The organism is Streptomyces sp. DG2A-72 (assembly GCF_030499575.1).
GTDB lineage: Bacteria > Actinomycetota > Actinomycetes > Streptomycetales > Streptomycetaceae > Streptomyces.
This window is the reverse complement of the sequence record NZ_JASTLC010000001.1, coordinates 10,163,837-10,181,842: the sequence shown is the minus strand read 5'-3', so window position 1 is coordinate 10,181,842 and position 18,006 is coordinate 10,163,837. Positions and strand designations below refer to the sequence as shown.

Sequence of the window (18,006 nt, the reverse complement as noted above, 5' to 3'; positions counted from 1 at the left end):
GGGCTTTCACCTTGGCTGCATTGGCCGGAGTACGGCATCCGGACGAGGTGGTCGGCACCAGGTTCACCGATGCCACCGCCAAGCTGACTGCGGCCGCTGTGACAGCTGCCCACGCGCGCGACAAGAATACTGAAGACGGCTTCCTCCTCGCCTGCTCGTACAGCCTGTGGCCCAACAGCCCGATCCACAACAACACGGCGCAGGTCTACAAGAAGAAGCCCGCAAGCGAGCTGACTGAGACGTTCAAGGCGAAGAACGGCTCCACACTGGGCGAGTTCATCCAGCGGTGGCGCACCATCCCCGCACCGGAGACCTGGCCGCAGACAGAATGCGTGCTGTGCGGCGCGGCGGCGGTGGGTTTCTACGGCAAGAAGGACGTCGTCCTCGCCGAGGCGATCATTCACCGCAACACGACTCCGCGCGGTCACGCCGGGCTTGCGTTGTGCTGGCCCTGCCTGTGTTCCTTTTACGCCCTGCCGTTCGGATGCCACCTGACCGGCGGCTCGTTCACCGCCCTGCACACATGGGACGAGCGTCTGACCGCGCACACAACCCGCCAGCAGGTCAGGCGCAACGAGCTGCTGCTCACGACCGGGCAGAAGCCAACCGCCCCGAAGCCGGAGGTCGCCGCGCTGGCGGCGCTACGCCACTACGAGCACCGGGTCACGGCCGGGGTCGAGCTCCTGGTCTTCAAGAACAACAACCAGGACCAGGCGTTCGACGCACATGCAGTGGATCAGCCGCTTGCCGAGTGGCTGCGCACCACGACGCGTCTGCCCTCCCGGCGCACCGGATTCCGATGCCTCCTGCGTGCCTGCCGCACCGACAAAGGCAGCGGCGCACAGAACCTCGCCTGGCGGGTGTTCAACCGCCCCGAGAGCATCCCCGCCGTTCTCGCTGCCTACCTGACCGCCCGCACCCAGACCTGCGGCCTGCCGGTACCCGAGTCCCCGGCCGTCGCCGAACTGATCAGCTCCTACCTGCACGAGGTGATGCACATGGACGAAAAGGATCGCGCCGAAATCCGCCAGACCGCACAGAGCGTCGCCGCGCTGTTCAAGCCCGACGACACCGGGGGCAAACTCACTGGCTTCCACGCCCTGTTCCGCGCCGGCCGCGGCACAGAGCTGCGCAATTGGCTGCAGCGCCACTCCGTCGAATGGGTCCTGACTCGGCCCGACGACAACGCACCGCTGATCACCGAGAACGGCTTCGAGCTGCTGTTCTCCCCCAGCCAGGACAACAACGCCTGGTTCTTCCGCCAATACCTGCTGACCTCCGTCCTCGCCGACCTGCACAGGCGCGGCTGGCAGCCCAAGGACGCCAAAACCATCGTCGAGGACTTCGACCCCGATGCCATCGACCCCACCGACACCGAAGCCCTTGAGGAAGGAATCACCCCGTGACGCACCTCGCCGGAAAGCTCGCACTCGACATCCAGGCCGGCGCCCCCAACAACGGACGCGGCCAGGACAACGTCGGCACCGTCAAGAAAATGCAGGTCGGCCGCGACACCTACCCCTACATCTCCCCCCAGGCCGTGCGCCGCTGGCTGCGCGACAGCCTCCCCGCCGACGAGCCCATCTCCCCCGTCATCCGCGAGGGCAAGGGCAAAAAGCAGCAGGCGTACACCAACGGCCGGCCCGACCTGTTCGCCGACGACGACCTGTTCGGCTACATGGTCGCCGTCAAGGGATCGGACAGCTCGTGCCAGCGGGACACCGTGCTTGCCACCGGCACCTTCGTCAGCGTCACCCCCCAGCGACCCGCCTCGGACTTCGGCACCATGACGCGCGGATTCGCTGCCGACGACAGCCCCGTCATCCACGAGCACGAGTTCTACACCGCCGTGTGCGCCGGCGACATCAACCTCGACCTGCCCCGCGTCGGCACCTTCGAGACCGACGGCCAGGGCATCCGCATCGCCCTGTTCCCCCAAGCCGCAGAGGAAGCGGTAGCGGCGGGCGCCACCGAGGCCACGTTCCGCGGAGTGTCGGCACTCGTCCTCGACATCGCCGAACGCCGCCCCGCCGCGCCGCGCTCGTGCTGCGCACCCTCGCTGCCCTGCGCGGAGGCGCCAAGCCCGCCGCCCACTACGGCGACCGCACTCCGGCCCTCATCCTCCTCGCTCCGATGAAGGGCGGCGTCAACCCCTTCACCCGCGTCCTGGCCAACAAGGACGGCAAGCCCGTCTTCGCCGCCGACACCCTCACCGAGGAGATTGCCGCGTGGCGTGACGAGCTCGACGGCCCGGTACGCATCGGGTGGGCGCCCGGATTCCTCGGTGACCAGCGCGACCGCGCCCGCCGCGACCTCGCCGACCTCGCCGACCTCATCACCGCGAACGCCGTGGTGATCGACCACCCGCGCACCATCCTCAACGGCCTCGCCCAGGAGATCGAAGACGGCACCCACGACGCCTGGTTCGAGGACGCCAAAGCATGACCACCGGACCCATCACGGCACTTCAGGCCACGTTCACCGCCCCGGCCGCCAGCTTCCGCAATCCGCTGTACTCCGGGGTCCAGGTCGGTCTGCCCTGCCCGCCGCCCTCCACGGTCGGCGGCATGCTCGCCGCCGCGGCCGGCGGCTGGCAGCACATCGCCGAGACCTTCCAGTTCGCCATGGCCTTCCACGCCCGAGGCCAGGGCGTCGACCTGGAGACCTACCACCCCCTCGACGCCGAAGGCCGTCCCACCAAGTCCAACCCCAAGGACCGCGAGTTCCTGGCCTTCACCACCCTGACGGTCTGGATCACCGACCAGCCCGAGCGGTGGCACAGCATCCTGCGCCGCCCGCTCTGGCCGCTACGCCTCGGCCGCAACCAAGACCTCGTCGGTCTCTACCTCAACACCATCGATCTGGCGCGAAACCCGGGCGAACAGGGCGGTGCCCTGGTCGAGGACCGGCCCGGCACCGCCGGCACAGCATTGCGTCTACCCACGGCGATCCGCATGGACAGAGCCCGCACCGTGTGGGGCACCTACCGCTACGACGCCACCGGCACCACCACCGCCACCGTTCCCGACAGCTACAGCACCCCCACCGGGCAGGCCGTCACCCTGCTTCCACCCGCCCACCCCGCGACCGCAGAGGCATAGAGACGCATGCAGTCATCAACCCCACCAGGGTCACGAGGACTTGAGAGGGCCACGGTGCTGTCCCGGGTGCTGGCCAAGAGCGCCAGAGGCTACTGGCCGGCCGAACCGTTGACGGTTCACCTGAGCGCGGCCCTGGACGCGGCCCGGCTCGTGGCCGAGCGCACCGGCCAGATCACAGTCGTCGCCGGGGTTCTAGCTCGCTTCTGGGACACGGTTGCCCTGGCCGATCTGCTGCACGATGCGGGGAAGATCCCCGACGGCTGCCAGGCCATGCTCGCCGGGGGGCCTGTATGGGGAGAGCGCCACGAGGTGCTCTCCCTGGGATTCGTCGAGCTGGTTGCGGACGACGAGCTGCGGGCATGGGTGGCGGCCGCCGTCGCCACCCACCACCGGTCGTTGACGAACTCCCCCAGATCGCTTGCCGCGCTGTACGGGGCAGCGCCGGTCGGGGAGTGGCGGGCACGGTTTTCTTCCCTCGACCAGGCCGCTGCGGACGAGTTGGCCGCATGGCTCTACGAGACCGCGTCCGCAGCGGGACTACCGGTCAAGCCGCTGTCCGCCGGCGCGGACTGGGTCTCCCAGGCCCACACAGAGCTGAATAGGCTGCTGGACCGCTGGGAGTACGGGGCCGACCCGGGGGAGGGACTGGTAGCGGTACTGCTCCAGGGCGCTGTGACCATGGCCGACCACCTCTCCTCCGCCCACGGAAAGCTGCACCTCACCCAGCCCATGGGCCCAGCCTTCGCTGCCCGGCTGGAGGCGGCCATCACCGCCAAGGGCTACAGCCTGCGACCGCACCAGCGGCGCGCAGCGGCGGTCGAAAACCACCTGCTGCTCAGGTCCAGGACCGGCAGCGGCAAGACCGAGGCCGCCTGGCTGTGGGCCTGCCGCCAGACCGCCACCATGCACGCCGCGGGACAGGGCGTGGCCCGCGTCTTTTACACGCTCCCCTACCTCGCGTCGATCAACGCCAACGCGGACCGCACCACTCGGGAACTGGGCTCGGCAGACCAGGTCGGCGTGGCACACGGGCGAGCAGCCGCCTACCACCTGACCAACGCGGTGTGCCCGGAGGACGGGGACGCCGAACGGGTGACCGCCGCGCGCAAAGCAGTGGCCCGGCAGGCAGCCACCCGGCTGTTCAAGGAGACGGTCAGGATCACCACCCCTACCAGCTGCTGCGCGCCGCGCTGGTCGGAGCGGCCCACTCCTCCCTGCTCGTGGACGGAGCGAACTCGGTGTTCATCATGGACGAGTTGCACGCCTACGACACCAAACGGCTCGGCTACATCCTGGCCATGATGAGCCTGCTGGAACGGCTCGGCGGACGTTTCGCCGTCCTGTCCGCCACCCTGCCCGACGCCCTCGCCGAGCTCATCGAAGACACCCTCGCCGGCACCGTGACCCGCACCGACGACTCCGACAGCCACCAGCCAGCCCGGCACCGCATCCGCACCCGCCCCCACCACCTCACCGACCCGGCCGCGATCGCCGAGATCACCGAACGCCTACACAACGGTGAATCCGTCCTCGTCGTCGCAAACAACATCCGCCAGGCCCAGCAGCTCTACGACCAACTCGGCCCCATCGCACGCAGGCTGTTCGGACCGGAGGCCGCGGCCATGCTGCACTCCCGTTTCAAGCGCCGCGACCGCAACCGCTGGAACAGCACATCACCGAACGCCACAGCGTCGACCGCACCCGGAGGGGTGACCGGCTGCCGGGCCTGGTCGTCTCCACGCAGGTTCTCGGAGTCTCCATGGACGTCGACTTCGACGTGCTGTTCACCGCCGCCGCCGACCTCGAAGCCCTGGCCCAGAGATTCGGCCGGGCCAACCGGATCGCCGCCCGGCCCCCGACCGACGTCATCGTGCACGCCGCCCGCTACACCCCGCGCCAGAATGCACCGGGCAAATGGTTCGCCGACGGCATTTACCCGCAGGCCCCCACCCAGGCGGCCTGGCGCATCCTCACCGCACACGACGGACAGCCCGTCGACGAGAACGACATCACCGGATGGCTCAACCAGATCTACGCCACCGACTGGGGCACAGCATGGCGAAAGGACGTGCTCTTCCACCGAGACCAATTCGCCGCCACATTCCTGGACTTCACCTATCCCTTCGACAGCCGCGACGACCTCGCAGAGCGGTTCGATGAACTCTTCGACGGCACCGAAGCCATCCTCACCGAAGACCGCAGCAGCTACGCCGCCGCACTCGACCAAGCACGAGGCCGCGCCGGCCGACTCCTCGCCGACGACTACCTCATCCCACTGCCCGCCAGCGCCGTTCCCCGAGCGCGCTACGACACGGAGTTGAAGGTGTACGTCATCGACGGCGCCTACAGCAGCGAGCACGGGCTCACCGCCGTACGAGATCCGGGTGCCACGTACCGGAAGGAAGAGCTGGCTTGATCGGCGAGGAGGGATCGCAACCTGATCAGCGCAGCCAGATGCGACGGTACTCACGCCGTAGTCGTCGCCCAGGAGGGTTCGAAAAGTGGCGGAGGTGCCGGGCTCAAGGCCGAGGAGTTCCGTCGTCATCAGCCCAGGAGGGTTCGCAACGCCAGCACATGGCGGCGGTGGAAGGCGGTGCGCCGTGTCGTCATCAGCCCAAGAGGGATCGAAACATGACGTCGACCGGATCGCCGCGCATTACCGCCTGGTCGTCATCAGCCCCGGAGGGTTCGAAATCGCATCAGCCGCGTGACCGGGTGGTCACTGCGGGCGGTCGTCATCAGCCCGGAGGGTTCGAAACACCACAACGATGTCGTGATCGCTCAGCCCGTCCATCGTCGTCATCAGCCCCAGGAGGGTTCGAAACATCCAGGTGGGCAGTTCTTCCCACCGAATCGCCGTGGTCGTCATCAGCCCAGCAGGGTTCGAAACGTACTGGTGTACGGCTGGATGTCCACGCTATGCCCGTCGTTATCAGCCCAGGAGGGTTCGAAACGTCCGCACGGGACGGCCCTGAGGGATCATCGGGGTCGCCGTCATTAGCCCAGGAGGGTTCGAAACCAATACGACGGCCGCCTGCTGGAGGTCACCACCGTCGTCATCAGCCCAAGAGGGTTTGAAACGGGATCATGCGGATGTCGGCCGGCTCCAGGACTTTCCCTCGCCATAAGCTCAGGAGGGTTCGAAACCTGAGCCGTAGACGGTCGGGATCGCCGTTCCAGTGGGTCGTTATTAGCCCACGTGCATTCGAAACCTGAGGAAGGCGTGGGTGACCGAGCGCCGCCTCGTCTCGTCATCAGCCCAGGAGATTCCGCAACCGCACCACGGGCAGGGCGATACATAGCAGAGGATCCCCGGTTAGCGAAACCGGGGATCCTCCGCACTATTGGTGGTCCACCGCCATTCCCTGCTCGTCGCGTCGAAAGGCACCATCACGACGACAACCCACAGCTCCACACTCCGATTGGGTCAGCGTGTCGGCGAGCGATCCCTACGCCGCGGCGTAGCTGAGGCGGAACAGGTCCTGGGCACGCTCCAGGTCCCGCTCCGTACGCAGCTGCACCTCCAGGTCGCCTGTGCCGTGGTGACCGAGCCCCGTCACGTCCCGGGTGAGACCGGGGACGATGTCGACCGCCTTCGGGTCGGCCTTGAGGTAGACGAGGAGCTTGGTCTGCTGCGGCGGACAGACGCAGGCGAAGTTCCGCAGCCGCTGATAGGCCGCGTACTGCTTGCGCTGGACCCGGGTGATCCCCTCCCCAAGGCCGAGCAAGACCTCGTCGACCGCCTCTGCCAACTCCGCCAGGGCTCCGCCCTGTACACAGGCAGACCTCGCCCCGGCCCCGCGCCGGCGAATCCGCCTGCCCGTGGCCGAATGCCCGTTGACGGAAGCCACGGTCTCAAGGCCGATGAGGTCGTTGCCGAAGTACCGGTAGCGGACCAGGTCGATCGAGCGCCGGTGCTCACTCACGGCGTGCGCGTCGTAGCGGGTGAAGTCGCCAGCGACACAGATCAGCCGGGGTGCGCTCCACAGGATCTGGGACGCGGCCGACGCCCCGAATCGGTCGCGGACCAGGTTCCGGAAGGCGTCCTTATCGGCCATGAGCCACGCCATGTAGTACAGGCCCTGGTTGATCACACCGGCATCCGTACCGCGCTTGTACTCCACGACGACGGGTGCAAAATTCTCGTCGACTCCCAGCGAGTCGATCCGCCCGCCATCGACACAGTCGATGACGTACTCGCTCGCCAGGAACCGCACACCCAGCATCGTCTCCATGTGCGCCTCGATGAGGTCCTGCACGTCCGCCTCTACCTCAGCAAGGCGCGGCGGGACCTCGGTCACGCCGCTATTCGTCGTGTGGAACAGCTTCAGGCCCGACACCTTCCCCTCCTCGGCTCGGTGATCACCAACGCCGATCAGGTACGGGTTTGTTTCCGCGAGGGGCTTCGGAGGCGTGAAGGTAGTGTGAGATCGTACGTACGGCCCGGCCGGAGAAAGCACGCGTCCCCCGGCCACCGGGAATCTACGATTCCCCCATGTATCCCCCGGGCCTCGGGGGACAGCGCAAGGAAGCTGCGTTTATGCAGGTCAGCCCCCGTAGCTCAGTGGATAGAGCACGTGCCTTCTAAGCGCCTGCTCTATCACAGCCCATGCAACTTGCGGAGAATTCGCCTCTATGCTCCAGAGCATCATTCTTCGACTTCTCCAGGACAGCGAACGCAAATGACTCCCAGAGCACCGTTCGGATCGAGACTCGACCAGATACGGGTGATACCGGCTGGCCCGGTTCCGCAATGCCTTGTCAACTGACGCGACGGCGAGGATTACCGCCATACCCGAAAGTGCCACGTTTCGAATCGACGTGCACGACAGGGGGCTGAGGCCGACTCAATCGCCGGGATGCGTGTGCGGTTTCACCAGGCCGCCGCTGTCGGGGGCGAGGTTCGCCTCGGTCGGGGAGATCCAGAAGTTGACGTTGACGGCCGCGAAGTCCGCCTGTGTTTGACCGGACCTGGGCAGGTCGGGACCGTTCTTGAAGGCCCGCAAGTGCCATAGGGGAGTAGCAGTCGCCGCTGCCCTGGGGCAGCGCGTCGGCGGGTTCCTCGGCGATCTGGAGCAGCAGGTGGCAGTCGAAGCCGTCGCGGAAGAAGGCGCCGAGCCCGCCGTGGGCGTAGCGGGCCGACCACACGGTCGACTCGAGACAGAAGGCGCGGAGGCTCTCGAGGCCCCGCGGGCTCCGCAGGTTGGCTATGTAACGGCTCAGAACTTCCTTGACCGTTTGTCGTCGGTAGTTGCTTGACGGCTTTCGGGTTCCGCAGCGCTACGAACCAGCGACTACGCACTCGCTGTGTCACGACTCGCCGAGCCCGTGGGCACCTCCGCACCGCTCAACTCTGAAGCCCCGCGACAACAGTGATCTCTTGCGTCCGGGGGTCAGGTCGCGACCAGTGCCAGCCCAAGCCTGGCACACGCGCGCAGCAGGCGTTGGCGTCCGTCGTTGCACACGATGAGGACGGCGTGGTGACGGTCTCGATGGACCAACGCCGTGGCTATCCAACGCATGTTCGACCCCTGTTGGGCATGGGCGATCGGTGGCGAGCCGCCGGCGGGTATTGCCCAGCCCAGCCCCTGGCTCGACTTCCGGCCGGGTGGTGACGTGGTGAGCAGCCCGACCGACTCGGCGGTGAGGAAGTCGGGCCCGTCGGTCAGGAAGAGCCGCACGAATCGGGCCCAGTCGGCCAGCGAGACATGAAGCCGACCGGCCGGCGTCATCACCGGTGGGTTGTCCGCCGGATGCGGCAGGCTCATCTCGTTCGGGGCAATGGCCTCTCCGCGGCCAAGCATCACCCATCGGGGCCGATGCCCCCACGGCTGGTCACCGGACGGCGGCCCGAACCCGGCACTGGACATGCCCAGCGGGTGCAGAATCTCGCGGCCCATCGCGCTGTCAAATGGCTCCCCCGTGACCCGCTCGATGGCCGCTCCCGCGATGGTGTAGCCAAGGTTGGAGTACAAAAATCTCCCGTATCGCACCGGGGGCGCGGCCAATGCGCGAGCGGCCACCTCGGTGCGCTGATCTGCCGGCGACTCCTCTTTGGAGTAGGCCGCTTTCAAGTCGGCCTGAGTCAGATTGCCGGCCAGGCCGGCGAAGTGGCTGAGCAGGTCGGTGATGGTGACTGTCTGCCAGGCTGGATGCGGCTTCGGGTCAAGGTCGCAGAACAGTTCGGAAACGGTGTCTTCCCATGTCGCCTGGCCTCGCTGGACCAGCCTCGCCCACAGTGCCGCGGTCATGGATTTGCCGCAGGAGCCGATATGCCATGTGTCAGCCTCGCCGACAGGATCGCTGCCACCGCGAACCCGCGTTCCGGTCGCAGCCATCAGGACACTGTCCGCGGTCACCACCGCTGCCGCGATGCCGGGCAGCCCGTGTTGCTTGTGGAACGACCGTAACCGCGCCGTCAGATCATGGGGGTTCGCTGTCATGACGGGCCTCCTGTGGGGACTCTCTGATGTCGATGGCGGCACATAGCATCGCCAGCAACGGAACGACGTTCTCGCTGCGGATCGCGTAGGTGGCCCGCACCGGCTGGTAGATCACACCTGCCGCGAGCAGCTCCTTGAGGTGATGAAAAAGCTGGCCGGTTGACGGCTGGTCGAGCCGGCGTGCCAGCTCCGCGGTCGCGACCTCGCCGCCGATCAACTCAGCGACGATCCGCAACCGCAGAGGGCTCGCGAGCGCGCTGAAGAGGGCGGCGGACCTTTCGCCGGTGCCGTCGAGAATGTCCGGCCAACCGCGAATGATCTGCCAGGCCACCGTGCCGTTGTCCCCCGGCCCAGATCCGGAGTAGGTGACATGTGGCTCATCGTCAACCGCGACAGCCGGAACGGGTCTCTTCCCCTCCAGCCGCTCGACGCGTTGAGCCAGTTCAGCCACCAGCCGAGCCAGATCCTCACCCATCATTCGAAATACGATACTCCGAAGTTACGGAATAAGAAAGCATCAGCTCCTCCCCTCCCTTCGGAACCGAGGAGACCCCACTTGCCCGTTTCGGGGCCCTGCTCCCAGCAGGGCCGACCACGCCGGGTATCACCGATGTCCAGCGCCTCGGGCTCCGGCAGGAGCGCTTCGACGACCTCTCGGGCCTGGACACGAAAGGCGTCCATCACCATCGGCCATGAGTGGTCGACGTGACGACACACACTCGACGTCACGTTCCGTAAACAATTAGCAGCAAACAATTACTTTTAGTGACGGAATGGAACGGCGCGTGAGGCCCGGATTCCCGCCGGACGCACCCCTTCACGCCCCCACCCGGAATGAACCCCTGGCCAGGAGGAGTGCCCGTCAGACCGATGGTGACGCCGCCGCGTCAACGCAGCGCGCCCCGCCCTGCACGTTGACTGGGCAGGACGGGGCGGGGGCCGCGGCCCTATGGCGCGGGTTCGTAGGTCACGGTCGTGCCGGGGCACGCTTCAGCGAGTTGGGTGAGTGCTTCGAGTTCGGCGGCGTCGGCGGTCAGGCCCCAGCGGAGTTTGGTCGCGATCCACTCCGAGGCGTACCGGCACGTGACCTCGACGGTCGGCGGCAGCCACTCGGCCGGGTCCTGGTCGGACTTGCTGCGGTTCGAGGCCGCCGAGACGGCGACCAGGGAGGGATGGACGGCCAGATCGTTGGCGTACGTCTCACGCCGCTCGGCGGTCCACTGGGACGCTCCGGAGTCCCAGGCCTCGGCGAGCGGCACCATGTGGTCGACGTCCAGGGCGGACGCCGAGGTGAGCCACTTGGAGTCGTAGTACGACCACCAGCGCCCGCCCGAGAGCTTGCAGCCGGGGAGGATCTGAGGCCGGTCGACCGCCTCGGCGAGCAGCACCTCCGCTCGGGTGTTGCAGCCGTCGGTGGGGTTCTGGCCAGCGTTCCAGTGCTTGAAACTCGTGCGCTGATAGCCGTCCCGCACCTCCGCGGCGGACGGGAGGAGGCGGACCGAGGTCGCCATCGGAAGCGTGTAGATCTCGACGGAACGATCCTGCGCTTGGGCCGGAGTGGGTGTCGCGAAGGACGCGAGGACGAGTGCGGCCGCGATCGCGGCTCGCCTGATGTTATTGATCACATATCGGACAATTGACTGCTCGCACCTCGTTCGAGGGATTTGACTCGAACGAATGAGCCAGATGGGTGCGTGAGTTCACCAGACAGATGTGCCATCCGCCACCCGATGGGGGGTCAGCCGGTCCAATGGCCCGATGTGAACGCCACCGCGAGCACCACCATCAGCGGAGCCACCGCGCCGACATACGCCTCCTTCACCCACCCGCGCCGCAGGCTCCAGGCCGGCCCACAGCGGCCACCAGAGCAAGCTCGCGCGCGGGATGGACAGGTACCAGTACGAGGCCCCCAGGGCCCAGAGACCGATCCCGACGTAGACGGCCTCCGGCCAGCGGCGGTGGAACAGCAGCACAAGGAGCGGCAGGATCCCGACCGCCATAGCGACCAGCTCCAGCTGGAACTCACCGGCACCTGAGCTGGTACCCCTGTCGTCCGCGTCGCGTTCTCGTGCAGTCCGATGCGGAGTACGCCTCACGCACCACGGGCTGCCTCGACAGATCGACCACGGGTCGATAGGCACGCGAAGCTCCTGGCAGAGACGGGCGACCTTGGTCAGAACCCGTTACTGCCAGGAGCTTTGCCTTTTCATACACCTGAATCCGCCAACAGCCCAACCACACCATCAGGTTGGAGAGGGCTCACCGGCGGGAGTTACGGCTGTGGATCAGAGGGAGGCGTGGAAGCTGACGTGGTTGTACTGGCCGGCGGAGCCCAGGACCTCGTTCTTGACGGCGTCGAGCTGGGCCAGGACATCGGCGTCACTGACCGCCGTGGGGCCGACGACGAGGCTAGCGTGCGGGTTCAGGCCGCCGGAGACGTTGTCGAGCTCGACGTCGGAGATCTCAACGGTCTCAACCTGGGGAGCGGAGTTCATGAGGAAACTTCCCTTCGTATGGATGATCCACAAGGGGGGTGGCCCCGCTGGGGACAGATATGCGGGCCTCTGCCGCGGAGGGGCGTGCGGCCCCCGTTTCCGGAGACTTTCGTGCAGGCCCCGCAGCGCAACGGATCAAAGCACGGAGCGCGTCGGGCATCCAACCAACCGACACACGCACCCGGGAAGTTGAACGAACAGGCGACGCATCCGTGCAGGCACACACACGGCTTGGGGGCAGCCTCTCCACATGGCACGCGACACCGGCACCCCGCCCGGTATTGCCACCACGTCCTCGAACGGGACACTCCGCACCAACAGAGCATCACGCGGCAGGCGCTTGTGCAGATCCATCGCGTGCTGCGCCGCAGTTGCGCATGCGATGTGCAGATTCACCGAAGCCGGAATACCACTGCACCTCAGACACCGACCGTTGCCGCTCGGTGGCATGCCGTATGCCCAGCTCCGGACGGCCCAGGTCGAGCACAGGACCTGCCCTGCGGCAACGGCGTGGAGACCAGCCGACTTCGCCTACGATCAGTCGCCTTGCTGCTGTGGGACCACCGCCACACCCAATGATCAGGAGATCGGCTACTCTCGTCGAGCCGTCTGCTCCGCTGCCCGCCCAGCAGGCAATCCGGGCCACTGACGGTGGCTGCGGCCGCGAGGCGGGGTTTGCAGGCGGCGCTTTCCACTACGTAGCAGCCGTCCAGGCTCAGCATTTGCGGCGCAGAGCGCCAGGCTCGTGCGGATCGGACACGGCCCTGGCGCGGTGCGACGCGTTCAGCTCTGGAGCTCGCGTAGGTACTTCGCGAACTTCTCCAGGCCGTCGATGTTGCGCGGCCCGCTGATGCCCTCGTTGTAGTTGAGGATGAAGAAGTTGTTCTTCCTGACGGCGGGCAACTCCTTCGTGTGGGGGACTTCTTCAGGAAGTCGATCTTCTTCTTGGCGGGCAGGTCGCCGTAGTCGAGGATGATGATGACTTCCGGCTCTGCTTTGGCGATTGCCTCCCAGTTCACCTGGGTCCATCGCTCCTCGAGGCCGTCGAAGATGTTCTTGCCGCCGGCGGTTTTGATGATGTCGTTGGGCGGGACCTGGTTGCCCGCGGTGAAGGGCTGGTCGGTGCCCGAGTCGTAGAGGAAGACCGGGACCGGATCGCCCTTGGGCGCCTTCGCCTTGACGGCCTCCACCCGCTTCTTCAGCCCACCGACGACCTCATCCGCCTTGTCCTCGACCTGGAAGATCTTGCCGAGTCGATCGAGGTCGGTGTAAAGGGCCTCGAACGGCGTGTGCTTCTCCGGGTACTTGGGATAGTTGAAGCAGCTCTCGCTGTGCATGAAGCTCTGGATCCCAAGCTTGTCCAGGATCTCCGGGGTGATGCCCCGCTCATCCTTGAAGCCGGAATTCCAACCGGCCACGACGAAATCGGACTTGGCCTCGACGACGAGTTCCTTGTTGAGGAGATCGTCGCTGAGCATCTTCACCTTGGCGTAGTCGCTCGCCCACGGCGACTCCTCCACCGACGGGTTCGCCGGGGGCATCACGTAGCCATACACATGGTCGGCCAGGCCGAGGCTGAACAGCTTGTCGGCGCTTCCGCCTTCGTACGCCACGGCGCGCTTCGGGATCGTGTATTCGACCGGCTCACCGCACCTGTTGACGGTGACCTTCTCGGACGCCTTGGCATCCGATTCCACCTCGGCGCCGCAGCCGCTGAGCAGCAGCGCAGCCGCGAGCGCGGAGCCGAGGATGGTGTGCTGCCGCACCGAGCCGGGAGATCGAGTCATGGTCATGACGTGGTGGTGCCTTTCACAGGGAGGAGGTGAGCGAATACAACAACTGCGGGTCACCCGTCAGCGGGTGGGACACGATGCTGGCCTTGACCCCGAACACCTCGTCGACGAGTTCCGTGGTGAGTACGTCCTCGGGCGTGCCGGTGGTGACGAGGCGGCCTTCGCAGAGCACGCCGAGGCGGTCGCAGGCGGCCGCGGCGAGGTTGAGGTCGTGCAGCACGACGAGGACGGTGAGTCCCGAGCCGCGCAGGAGCGAGAGCAGTTCGACCTGGTGGCGTACGTCGAGGTGGTTGGTCGGCTCGTCGAGTACCAGGATTTTCGGCTCCTGGACGAGTGCCCGGGCCAGCAGGACACGCTGGCGTTCCCCGCCCGAGAGTGTCAGGACTCCGCGTCGGGCGAGGTGGCGGATGTCGAGTTGGTCCATCGCCCGTTCGCACAGCTCCCACTCCCGGCGGCTGAGCGCCTGGTTGCCCTGAAGGTGGGGGGCGCGTCCGAGTGCGATGACCTCTTCGACCGTGAAGTCGAGGTCGACGGCGCCGTCCTGGGTCATGGCCGCGATGACCTGCGCGGAGCGGCGCATCGTCAGGCGGGAGAGTTCGCCCTCGCCCACCCAGACGGTGCCGGAGCTGGGGCGCAGTGCGCGGTACACGCACCTGAGGGCGGTGGACTTGCCGCTGCCGTTCGGACCGACCAGGCCCACGACCTGGCCGCTCTTCACGTCCAGGGACAGGTCACGCACCAGGCTCTTGCCGTCGGTCACCACCGAGAGCCCGTCAAGTCTGAGGTCCATCTCAGCGGCCTCCGAACATGTAGCCCTTGCGGCGCATCAAGGTGATGAACACCGGCACCCCGACGAGTGCGGTGATGACGCCCAGGGGCAGCTCGCGCGGTGCCACCAGCGTCCTGGACACCAGGTCGACCCACACCATGAAGATCGCTCCGGCCAGTGGCGCCACGGCCAGCACGCGGGCATGGGTGGCGCCGACGACCATGCGCACCAGGTGGGGCATGACCAGTCCGACGAAGGCGATGGCGCCGCTGACGGCGACCATCACCCCCGTCACGAGCGAGGCCAGGACAAGCAGGGCCTTGCGGTGCCGATCGGGGCTGATGCCCAGGCTCGCGGCGGTCTCGTCTCCGAGCGCCAAGACGTCCAGCGCCCGGCCGTACCGGTACAGCACCACCAGGCCGAGAATGACGACCACGGATACGACCGGAAGGGCACCCCAGGTCGCGGCGCCGAAGCTGCCCATCGTCCAGTACAGGACCATGCTGGTCGCCTCGCTGTCCGGCGCGAAGTAGATGATCAGGCTCATCACCGCTTGGAAGCCGAGCGACATGGCCACGCCCGTCAGGACGAGACGCAGCGGGGAGAGCGCGCCCCGGCTGGAGGAGGCGACGTACACCAGGAGCGACGCGATCAGGGCCCCGATGAAGGCACCGGCCGACACCGCGTAGATGCCCAGCGCCGCCAGTCCCCCGGTGACCGTGACGCCGACAGCTCCGACGGACGCACCCGAGGAGACGCCCAGCACGAAGGGGTCGGCGAGCGCGTTGCGCACCATGGCCTGGATGGCCACGCCGATCGCGCTCAGCCCGGCCCCCACGAGCGCCGCGAGCAGCACCCGTGGCGTACGGATCTGCCAGATGATCTGGTACGTGGTCACCTCGTCCGCCGCGATGCGGCCGCCGCTGACAGCCGCCCACAAATACCGTGCGGTCTCCCCCGGCGTGATCACGGCGGCCCCCAGACCGATGGCCACCACAACCGAGGCGAGGAGGACGACGAGCAGAACGGCGCAGGCCAGCACCAGGCCCTTACGGGAGGCGAGCCGGCCCTTCGCGCCCGTTGCGGGTTCGAGGGGTGCCGCGTCGGCTGATGTATCGGCGCCGCTGCTCGCCGATGGCGCGGAAGTCGCGGGCGGTGACATAGAACTCGGCCTTCCAGGTTGAACGGAACGTACTCATCAGGCGTGTGGCGTCCGCCCGTCACCCCGGGCGGACGCCAGTACTGCGCCGGCTACGCGGAAGCAGGCGCGCCGCTTGTCTCTTCCTCGTCCGCCTGGCCCGCGCGATGCACCAGGACGGCGGCCCCCAGCGCCAGGACGACGAGGGCACCGAAGACGATGGCGACGCCCGGGTAGCCGGCCAGACCGAGGCCGGCGCCTCCCAGGGCCGCACCCACGAACACTCCGAGGCTCTGCCCCGCGGCGTTGAGGCTCAAGGCCGAGCCACGCAGCGAGCCGCACCGCCGGACGAGGAGGCTGACGGCGCACGCGGCCACCACCGCGTGACTGGCCGCGTGCAGCGACGTCAGCACGAGGGCGAGCGGAAGCCAGTGCGTGAAGTAGAAGCCCACAACGGAAGCCAGTGCCGCGACCAGACCGATGACCAGCATGCGCTCGGTGCTGATCCGGGGCTCGGCGGCGTTCGTGATCCGCCCCGTGAGGAGGTTGCTCACGAAGAATGACGCGCCGCTCAAGGTCCAGACGAACGCGAAGAGCGCGGGGTCGAGTTCGAAGCGCTCGTCGTAGTAGGCCGCCAGGTAGGCGAGGTAGCCCATGAACACCGCGGTGCGGAGCAGTGAGATGAGGAGCAGGGGCACCACTGCGGGCATGGCTCCCAGGGCCTTGAACGACGCGAGGTAGCTCAGGCGCTCCTCTTTCGCGGTGTCCTCGGCGGCCTTGTTCCTGCCCCGCACGTAGAACACCACGGCGAGCAGGAGTGAGGCCGCGGTCACGGCGACGAGGTCTCCCTCCCAGCCCCAGAGCAGGGCGGGCAGGGCCACGACCGGTGCCGCGAGCATCGCGGTCATCGACTGCGTCGCGGTGACCAGGGTCGCCGCCCGGCCGGCCGCCTTGCCGGTGCCGAAGCGGTCAGCGGCCGCCGCGGTGAGGGCCGGGTTCAGTACGGACGTACTGGCGCCGACCAGCAGGCAGAACACCGCCAGCAGGATGAAGTCGCCGCTCGCGCCCAGCGCCGCCGATACGCCCAGAGCGGCGAGCCCGCCCGCAGCGGCCCATTCCTTGCGCACCCGGTCGATGAAGGGAGCGAGGGCGGTGCCCACCAACAGGGCCGCCAGGCCACCCAGTCCACGCAGTCCGCCCATCGCGGCGACGCTGCTGCCGGCCTCGTCGGAGATCGGCACCAGGTACGTGCTGAAGATGGTGAACGGCAGCAGGCCGACCGCGGAGGCCAGCAGGACCGGCCACAGGGTACGGGCCATCCGCAGATCGCTCGGCAGCGGCTCCTCCGCCTCGGCGCTCTCGCGGTCCGTCGCGGAGTCCTTGGCGTCGATGCTCACGCACCCTCCTCATCCGCGAGCACCGGCTTGTCGGCCCGGTAGCGGTACATGAGCGTCGGGTCGGCGCTGAACTGCGAGAAGGGGAAGGGCTCAGCGTTCAGAGCGGTGACCCCGGCGGGCAGGAACGCGCGGGCGACGGCGCTGCCGGTCTGCGCGTAGACGACCAGCGGCACGCCCTGTTCCCGGCAGTGCTCGAGGATGAGGTCGAACGTGCCGTTGCTCAGGGTCATGCCGGTGGCCACGACGGCATCGGCCTCCTTGAGCACCTCGGTCATGTCGTCGGTGACCTGCTCACCCCACTGGGTGGTGCGCAGGTTCAGATCGCAGGGCAGGCAGACGCCGCCCCGGTCGCGTATCGCCGCGACCAGCGGATTCACCACTCCGATCAGCGCCACCTTGGCGCCCGGCTCGATGTCGAGAAGCCCGGCGATGGCGGCGTCACGGGCCCGTGCACGTACCTCCGGAGTGCCGTCGGGCAGCGTGACCGGCTCGGCGTCCGCGGCCTCCCGGTGCGGCCGCACCTGGGCGAGGTAGGCGTCGAGGGCGGCGATACGGACCGGGTCCGACTCGTTGCGCAACAGCGTGTCCAGCGGGTAGCCGGAGGCGTTCTCGCAGAAGTCCGGGGCGAGTTCACCGGCCTCGAAGGAACAGGCACCGAAGGACTGGCCGACGCGGAGCACGAGGTAGTGATTGTGGTAGGTGACCTGACTCCCGGCCAGCCGGGTGGTGTGGTAAAGCCAGAACGCACTGGTGACGGACAGATCCTTGGGATCGGGGCCGTAGGCTCCCGACAGCACGGCGTCGGTCAGTTCGGCGACTGTCTGGGGCTTGGGGTGTGACATTTCCAGTTCTCTCGTCGGAGTTGTCGGT

17 protein-coding genes and 1 pseudogene are annotated in these 18,006 nt (G+C 67.5%); 6 read left to right on the top strand and 12 right to left on the bottom strand.

Annotation, left to right across the window (positions count from 1 at the left end):
* Window positions 1–20: 20 nt before the first annotated feature.
* From QQY66_RS48300 to QQY66_RS48275, 6 genes are all read left to right on the top strand, one after another.
* Window positions 21–1,406, top strand: a complete 1,386-nt coding sequence (locus tag QQY66_RS48300; protein WP_301986960.1) for a hypothetical protein — start codon at window positions 21–23, stop codon at window positions 1,404–1,406.
* Window positions 1,403–2,137 carry a type I-B CRISPR-associated protein Cas7/Cst2/DevR gene (gene cas7i, locus QQY66_RS48295; protein WP_301986958.1) on the top strand — a complete coding sequence of 245 codons (735 nt, stop codon included), beginning with the start codon at window positions 1,403–1,405 and terminating at the stop codon, window positions 2,135–2,137. The genes QQY66_RS48300 and cas7i overlap by 4 nt, the downstream gene beginning before the upstream one ends.
* Window positions 2,134–2,445 (top strand): hypothetical protein, encoded by a 312-nt coding sequence (locus QQY66_RS48290; RefSeq protein WP_301986957.1) that lies wholly within the window; start codon window positions 2,134–2,136, stop codon window positions 2,443–2,445. Before cas7i ends, QQY66_RS48290 begins: the two co-directional genes overlap by 4 nt.
* A complete protein-coding gene (cas5, locus tag QQY66_RS48285) occupies window positions 2,442–3,101 on the top strand; it encodes a CRISPR-associated protein Cas5 (RefSeq protein ID WP_301986956.1) in 660 nt (219 codons plus the stop codon). Before QQY66_RS48290 ends, cas5 begins: the two co-directional genes overlap by 4 nt.
* 66 nt (window positions 3,102–3,167) lie before the next feature.
* Window positions 3,168–4,403, top strand: a complete 1,236-nt coding sequence (locus tag QQY66_RS48280) for a CRISPR-associated endonuclease Cas3'' (protein WP_301986954.1) — start codon at window positions 3,168–3,170, stop codon at window positions 4,401–4,403.
* Between the two features lie 457 nt (window positions 4,404–4,860).
* Complete coding sequence (locus QQY66_RS48275) at window positions 4,861–5,517, top strand: hypothetical protein (protein WP_301986952.1); 657 nt, start codon at window positions 4,861–4,863, stop codon at window positions 5,515–5,517.
* Window positions 5,518–5,820: 303 nt separating this feature from the next.
* Here QQY66_RS48275 and QQY66_RS48270 read toward each other — a convergent pair whose 3' ends face one another.
* The 12 genes and pseudogenes from QQY66_RS48270 to QQY66_RS48215 all read right to left on the bottom strand — a co-directional run bounded on the left by QQY66_RS48270 (window position 5,821) and on the right by QQY66_RS48215 (window position 17,978).
* Window positions 5,821–5,970: a hypothetical protein gene (locus QQY66_RS48270; protein ID WP_301986951.1), complete on the bottom strand. Its 150-nt coding sequence runs from the start codon at window positions 5,968–5,970 to the stop codon at window positions 5,821–5,823.
* 580 nt (window positions 5,971–6,550) lie between these two features.
* Window positions 6,551–7,441 (bottom strand): DUF5655 domain-containing protein, encoded by an 891-nt coding sequence (locus QQY66_RS48265; protein ID WP_301986950.1) that lies wholly within the window; start codon window positions 7,439–7,441, stop codon window positions 6,551–6,553.
* 507 nt (window positions 7,442–7,948) lie between these two features.
* On the bottom strand, window positions 7,949–8,107 hold the full coding sequence (locus QQY66_RS48260; protein ID WP_301986949.1) for a hypothetical protein: 159 nt from the start codon (window positions 8,105–8,107) through the stop codon (window positions 7,949–7,951).
* 387 nt (window positions 8,108–8,494) lie between these two features.
* A complete protein-coding gene (locus tag QQY66_RS48255) occupies window positions 8,495–9,544 on the bottom strand; it encodes a serine hydrolase (protein ID WP_301986947.1) in 1,050 nt (349 codons plus the stop codon).
* The gene (locus QQY66_RS48250) at window positions 9,525–10,022 is read right to left on the bottom strand and encodes a helix-turn-helix transcriptional regulator (protein WP_301986946.1); all 498 of its coding nucleotides are present in this window, start codon (window positions 10,020–10,022) and stop codon (window positions 9,525–9,527) included. The genes QQY66_RS48255 and QQY66_RS48250 overlap by 20 nt, the downstream gene beginning before the upstream one ends.
* A 469-nt stretch (window positions 10,023–10,491) precedes the next feature.
* Window positions 10,492–11,169, bottom strand: a complete 678-nt coding sequence (locus QQY66_RS48245) for an HNH endonuclease family protein (RefSeq protein WP_301986944.1) — start codon at window positions 11,167–11,169, stop codon at window positions 10,492–10,494.
* Window positions 11,170–11,829: 660 nt separating this feature from the next.
* Window positions 11,830–12,039, bottom strand: coding sequence for a hypothetical protein (locus QQY66_RS48240; protein WP_301986942.1), 210 nt, complete (start codon window positions 12,037–12,039; stop codon window positions 11,830–11,832).
* A gap of 783 nt (window positions 12,040–12,822) precedes the next feature.
* Window positions 12,823–13,832: pseudogene (locus QQY66_RS48235) on the bottom strand (ABC transporter substrate-binding protein).
* A gap of 16 nt (window positions 13,833–13,848) precedes the next feature.
* On the bottom strand, window positions 13,849–14,622 hold the full coding sequence (locus QQY66_RS48230; protein WP_301986940.1) for an ABC transporter ATP-binding protein: 774 nt from the start codon (window positions 14,620–14,622) through the stop codon (window positions 13,849–13,851).
* A gap of 1 nt (window position 14,623) precedes the next feature.
* Complete coding sequence (locus tag QQY66_RS48225) at window positions 14,624–15,643, bottom strand: iron ABC transporter permease (protein ID WP_301987748.1); 1,020 nt, start codon at window positions 15,641–15,643, stop codon at window positions 14,624–14,626.
* Window positions 15,644–15,852: 209 nt separating this feature from the next.
* On the bottom strand, window positions 15,853–17,136 hold the full coding sequence (locus QQY66_RS48220) for an MFS transporter (RefSeq protein WP_301986938.1): 1,284 nt from the start codon (window positions 17,134–17,136) through the stop codon (window positions 15,853–15,855).
* Window positions 17,133–17,978 carry a DUF364 domain-containing protein gene (locus tag QQY66_RS48215; protein ID WP_301986936.1) on the bottom strand — a complete coding sequence of 282 codons (846 nt, stop codon included), beginning with the start codon at window positions 17,976–17,978 and terminating at the stop codon, window positions 17,133–17,135. Before QQY66_RS48215 ends, QQY66_RS48220 begins: the two co-directional genes overlap by 4 nt.
* Between the last annotated feature and the right edge of the window lie 28 nt (window positions 17,979–18,006).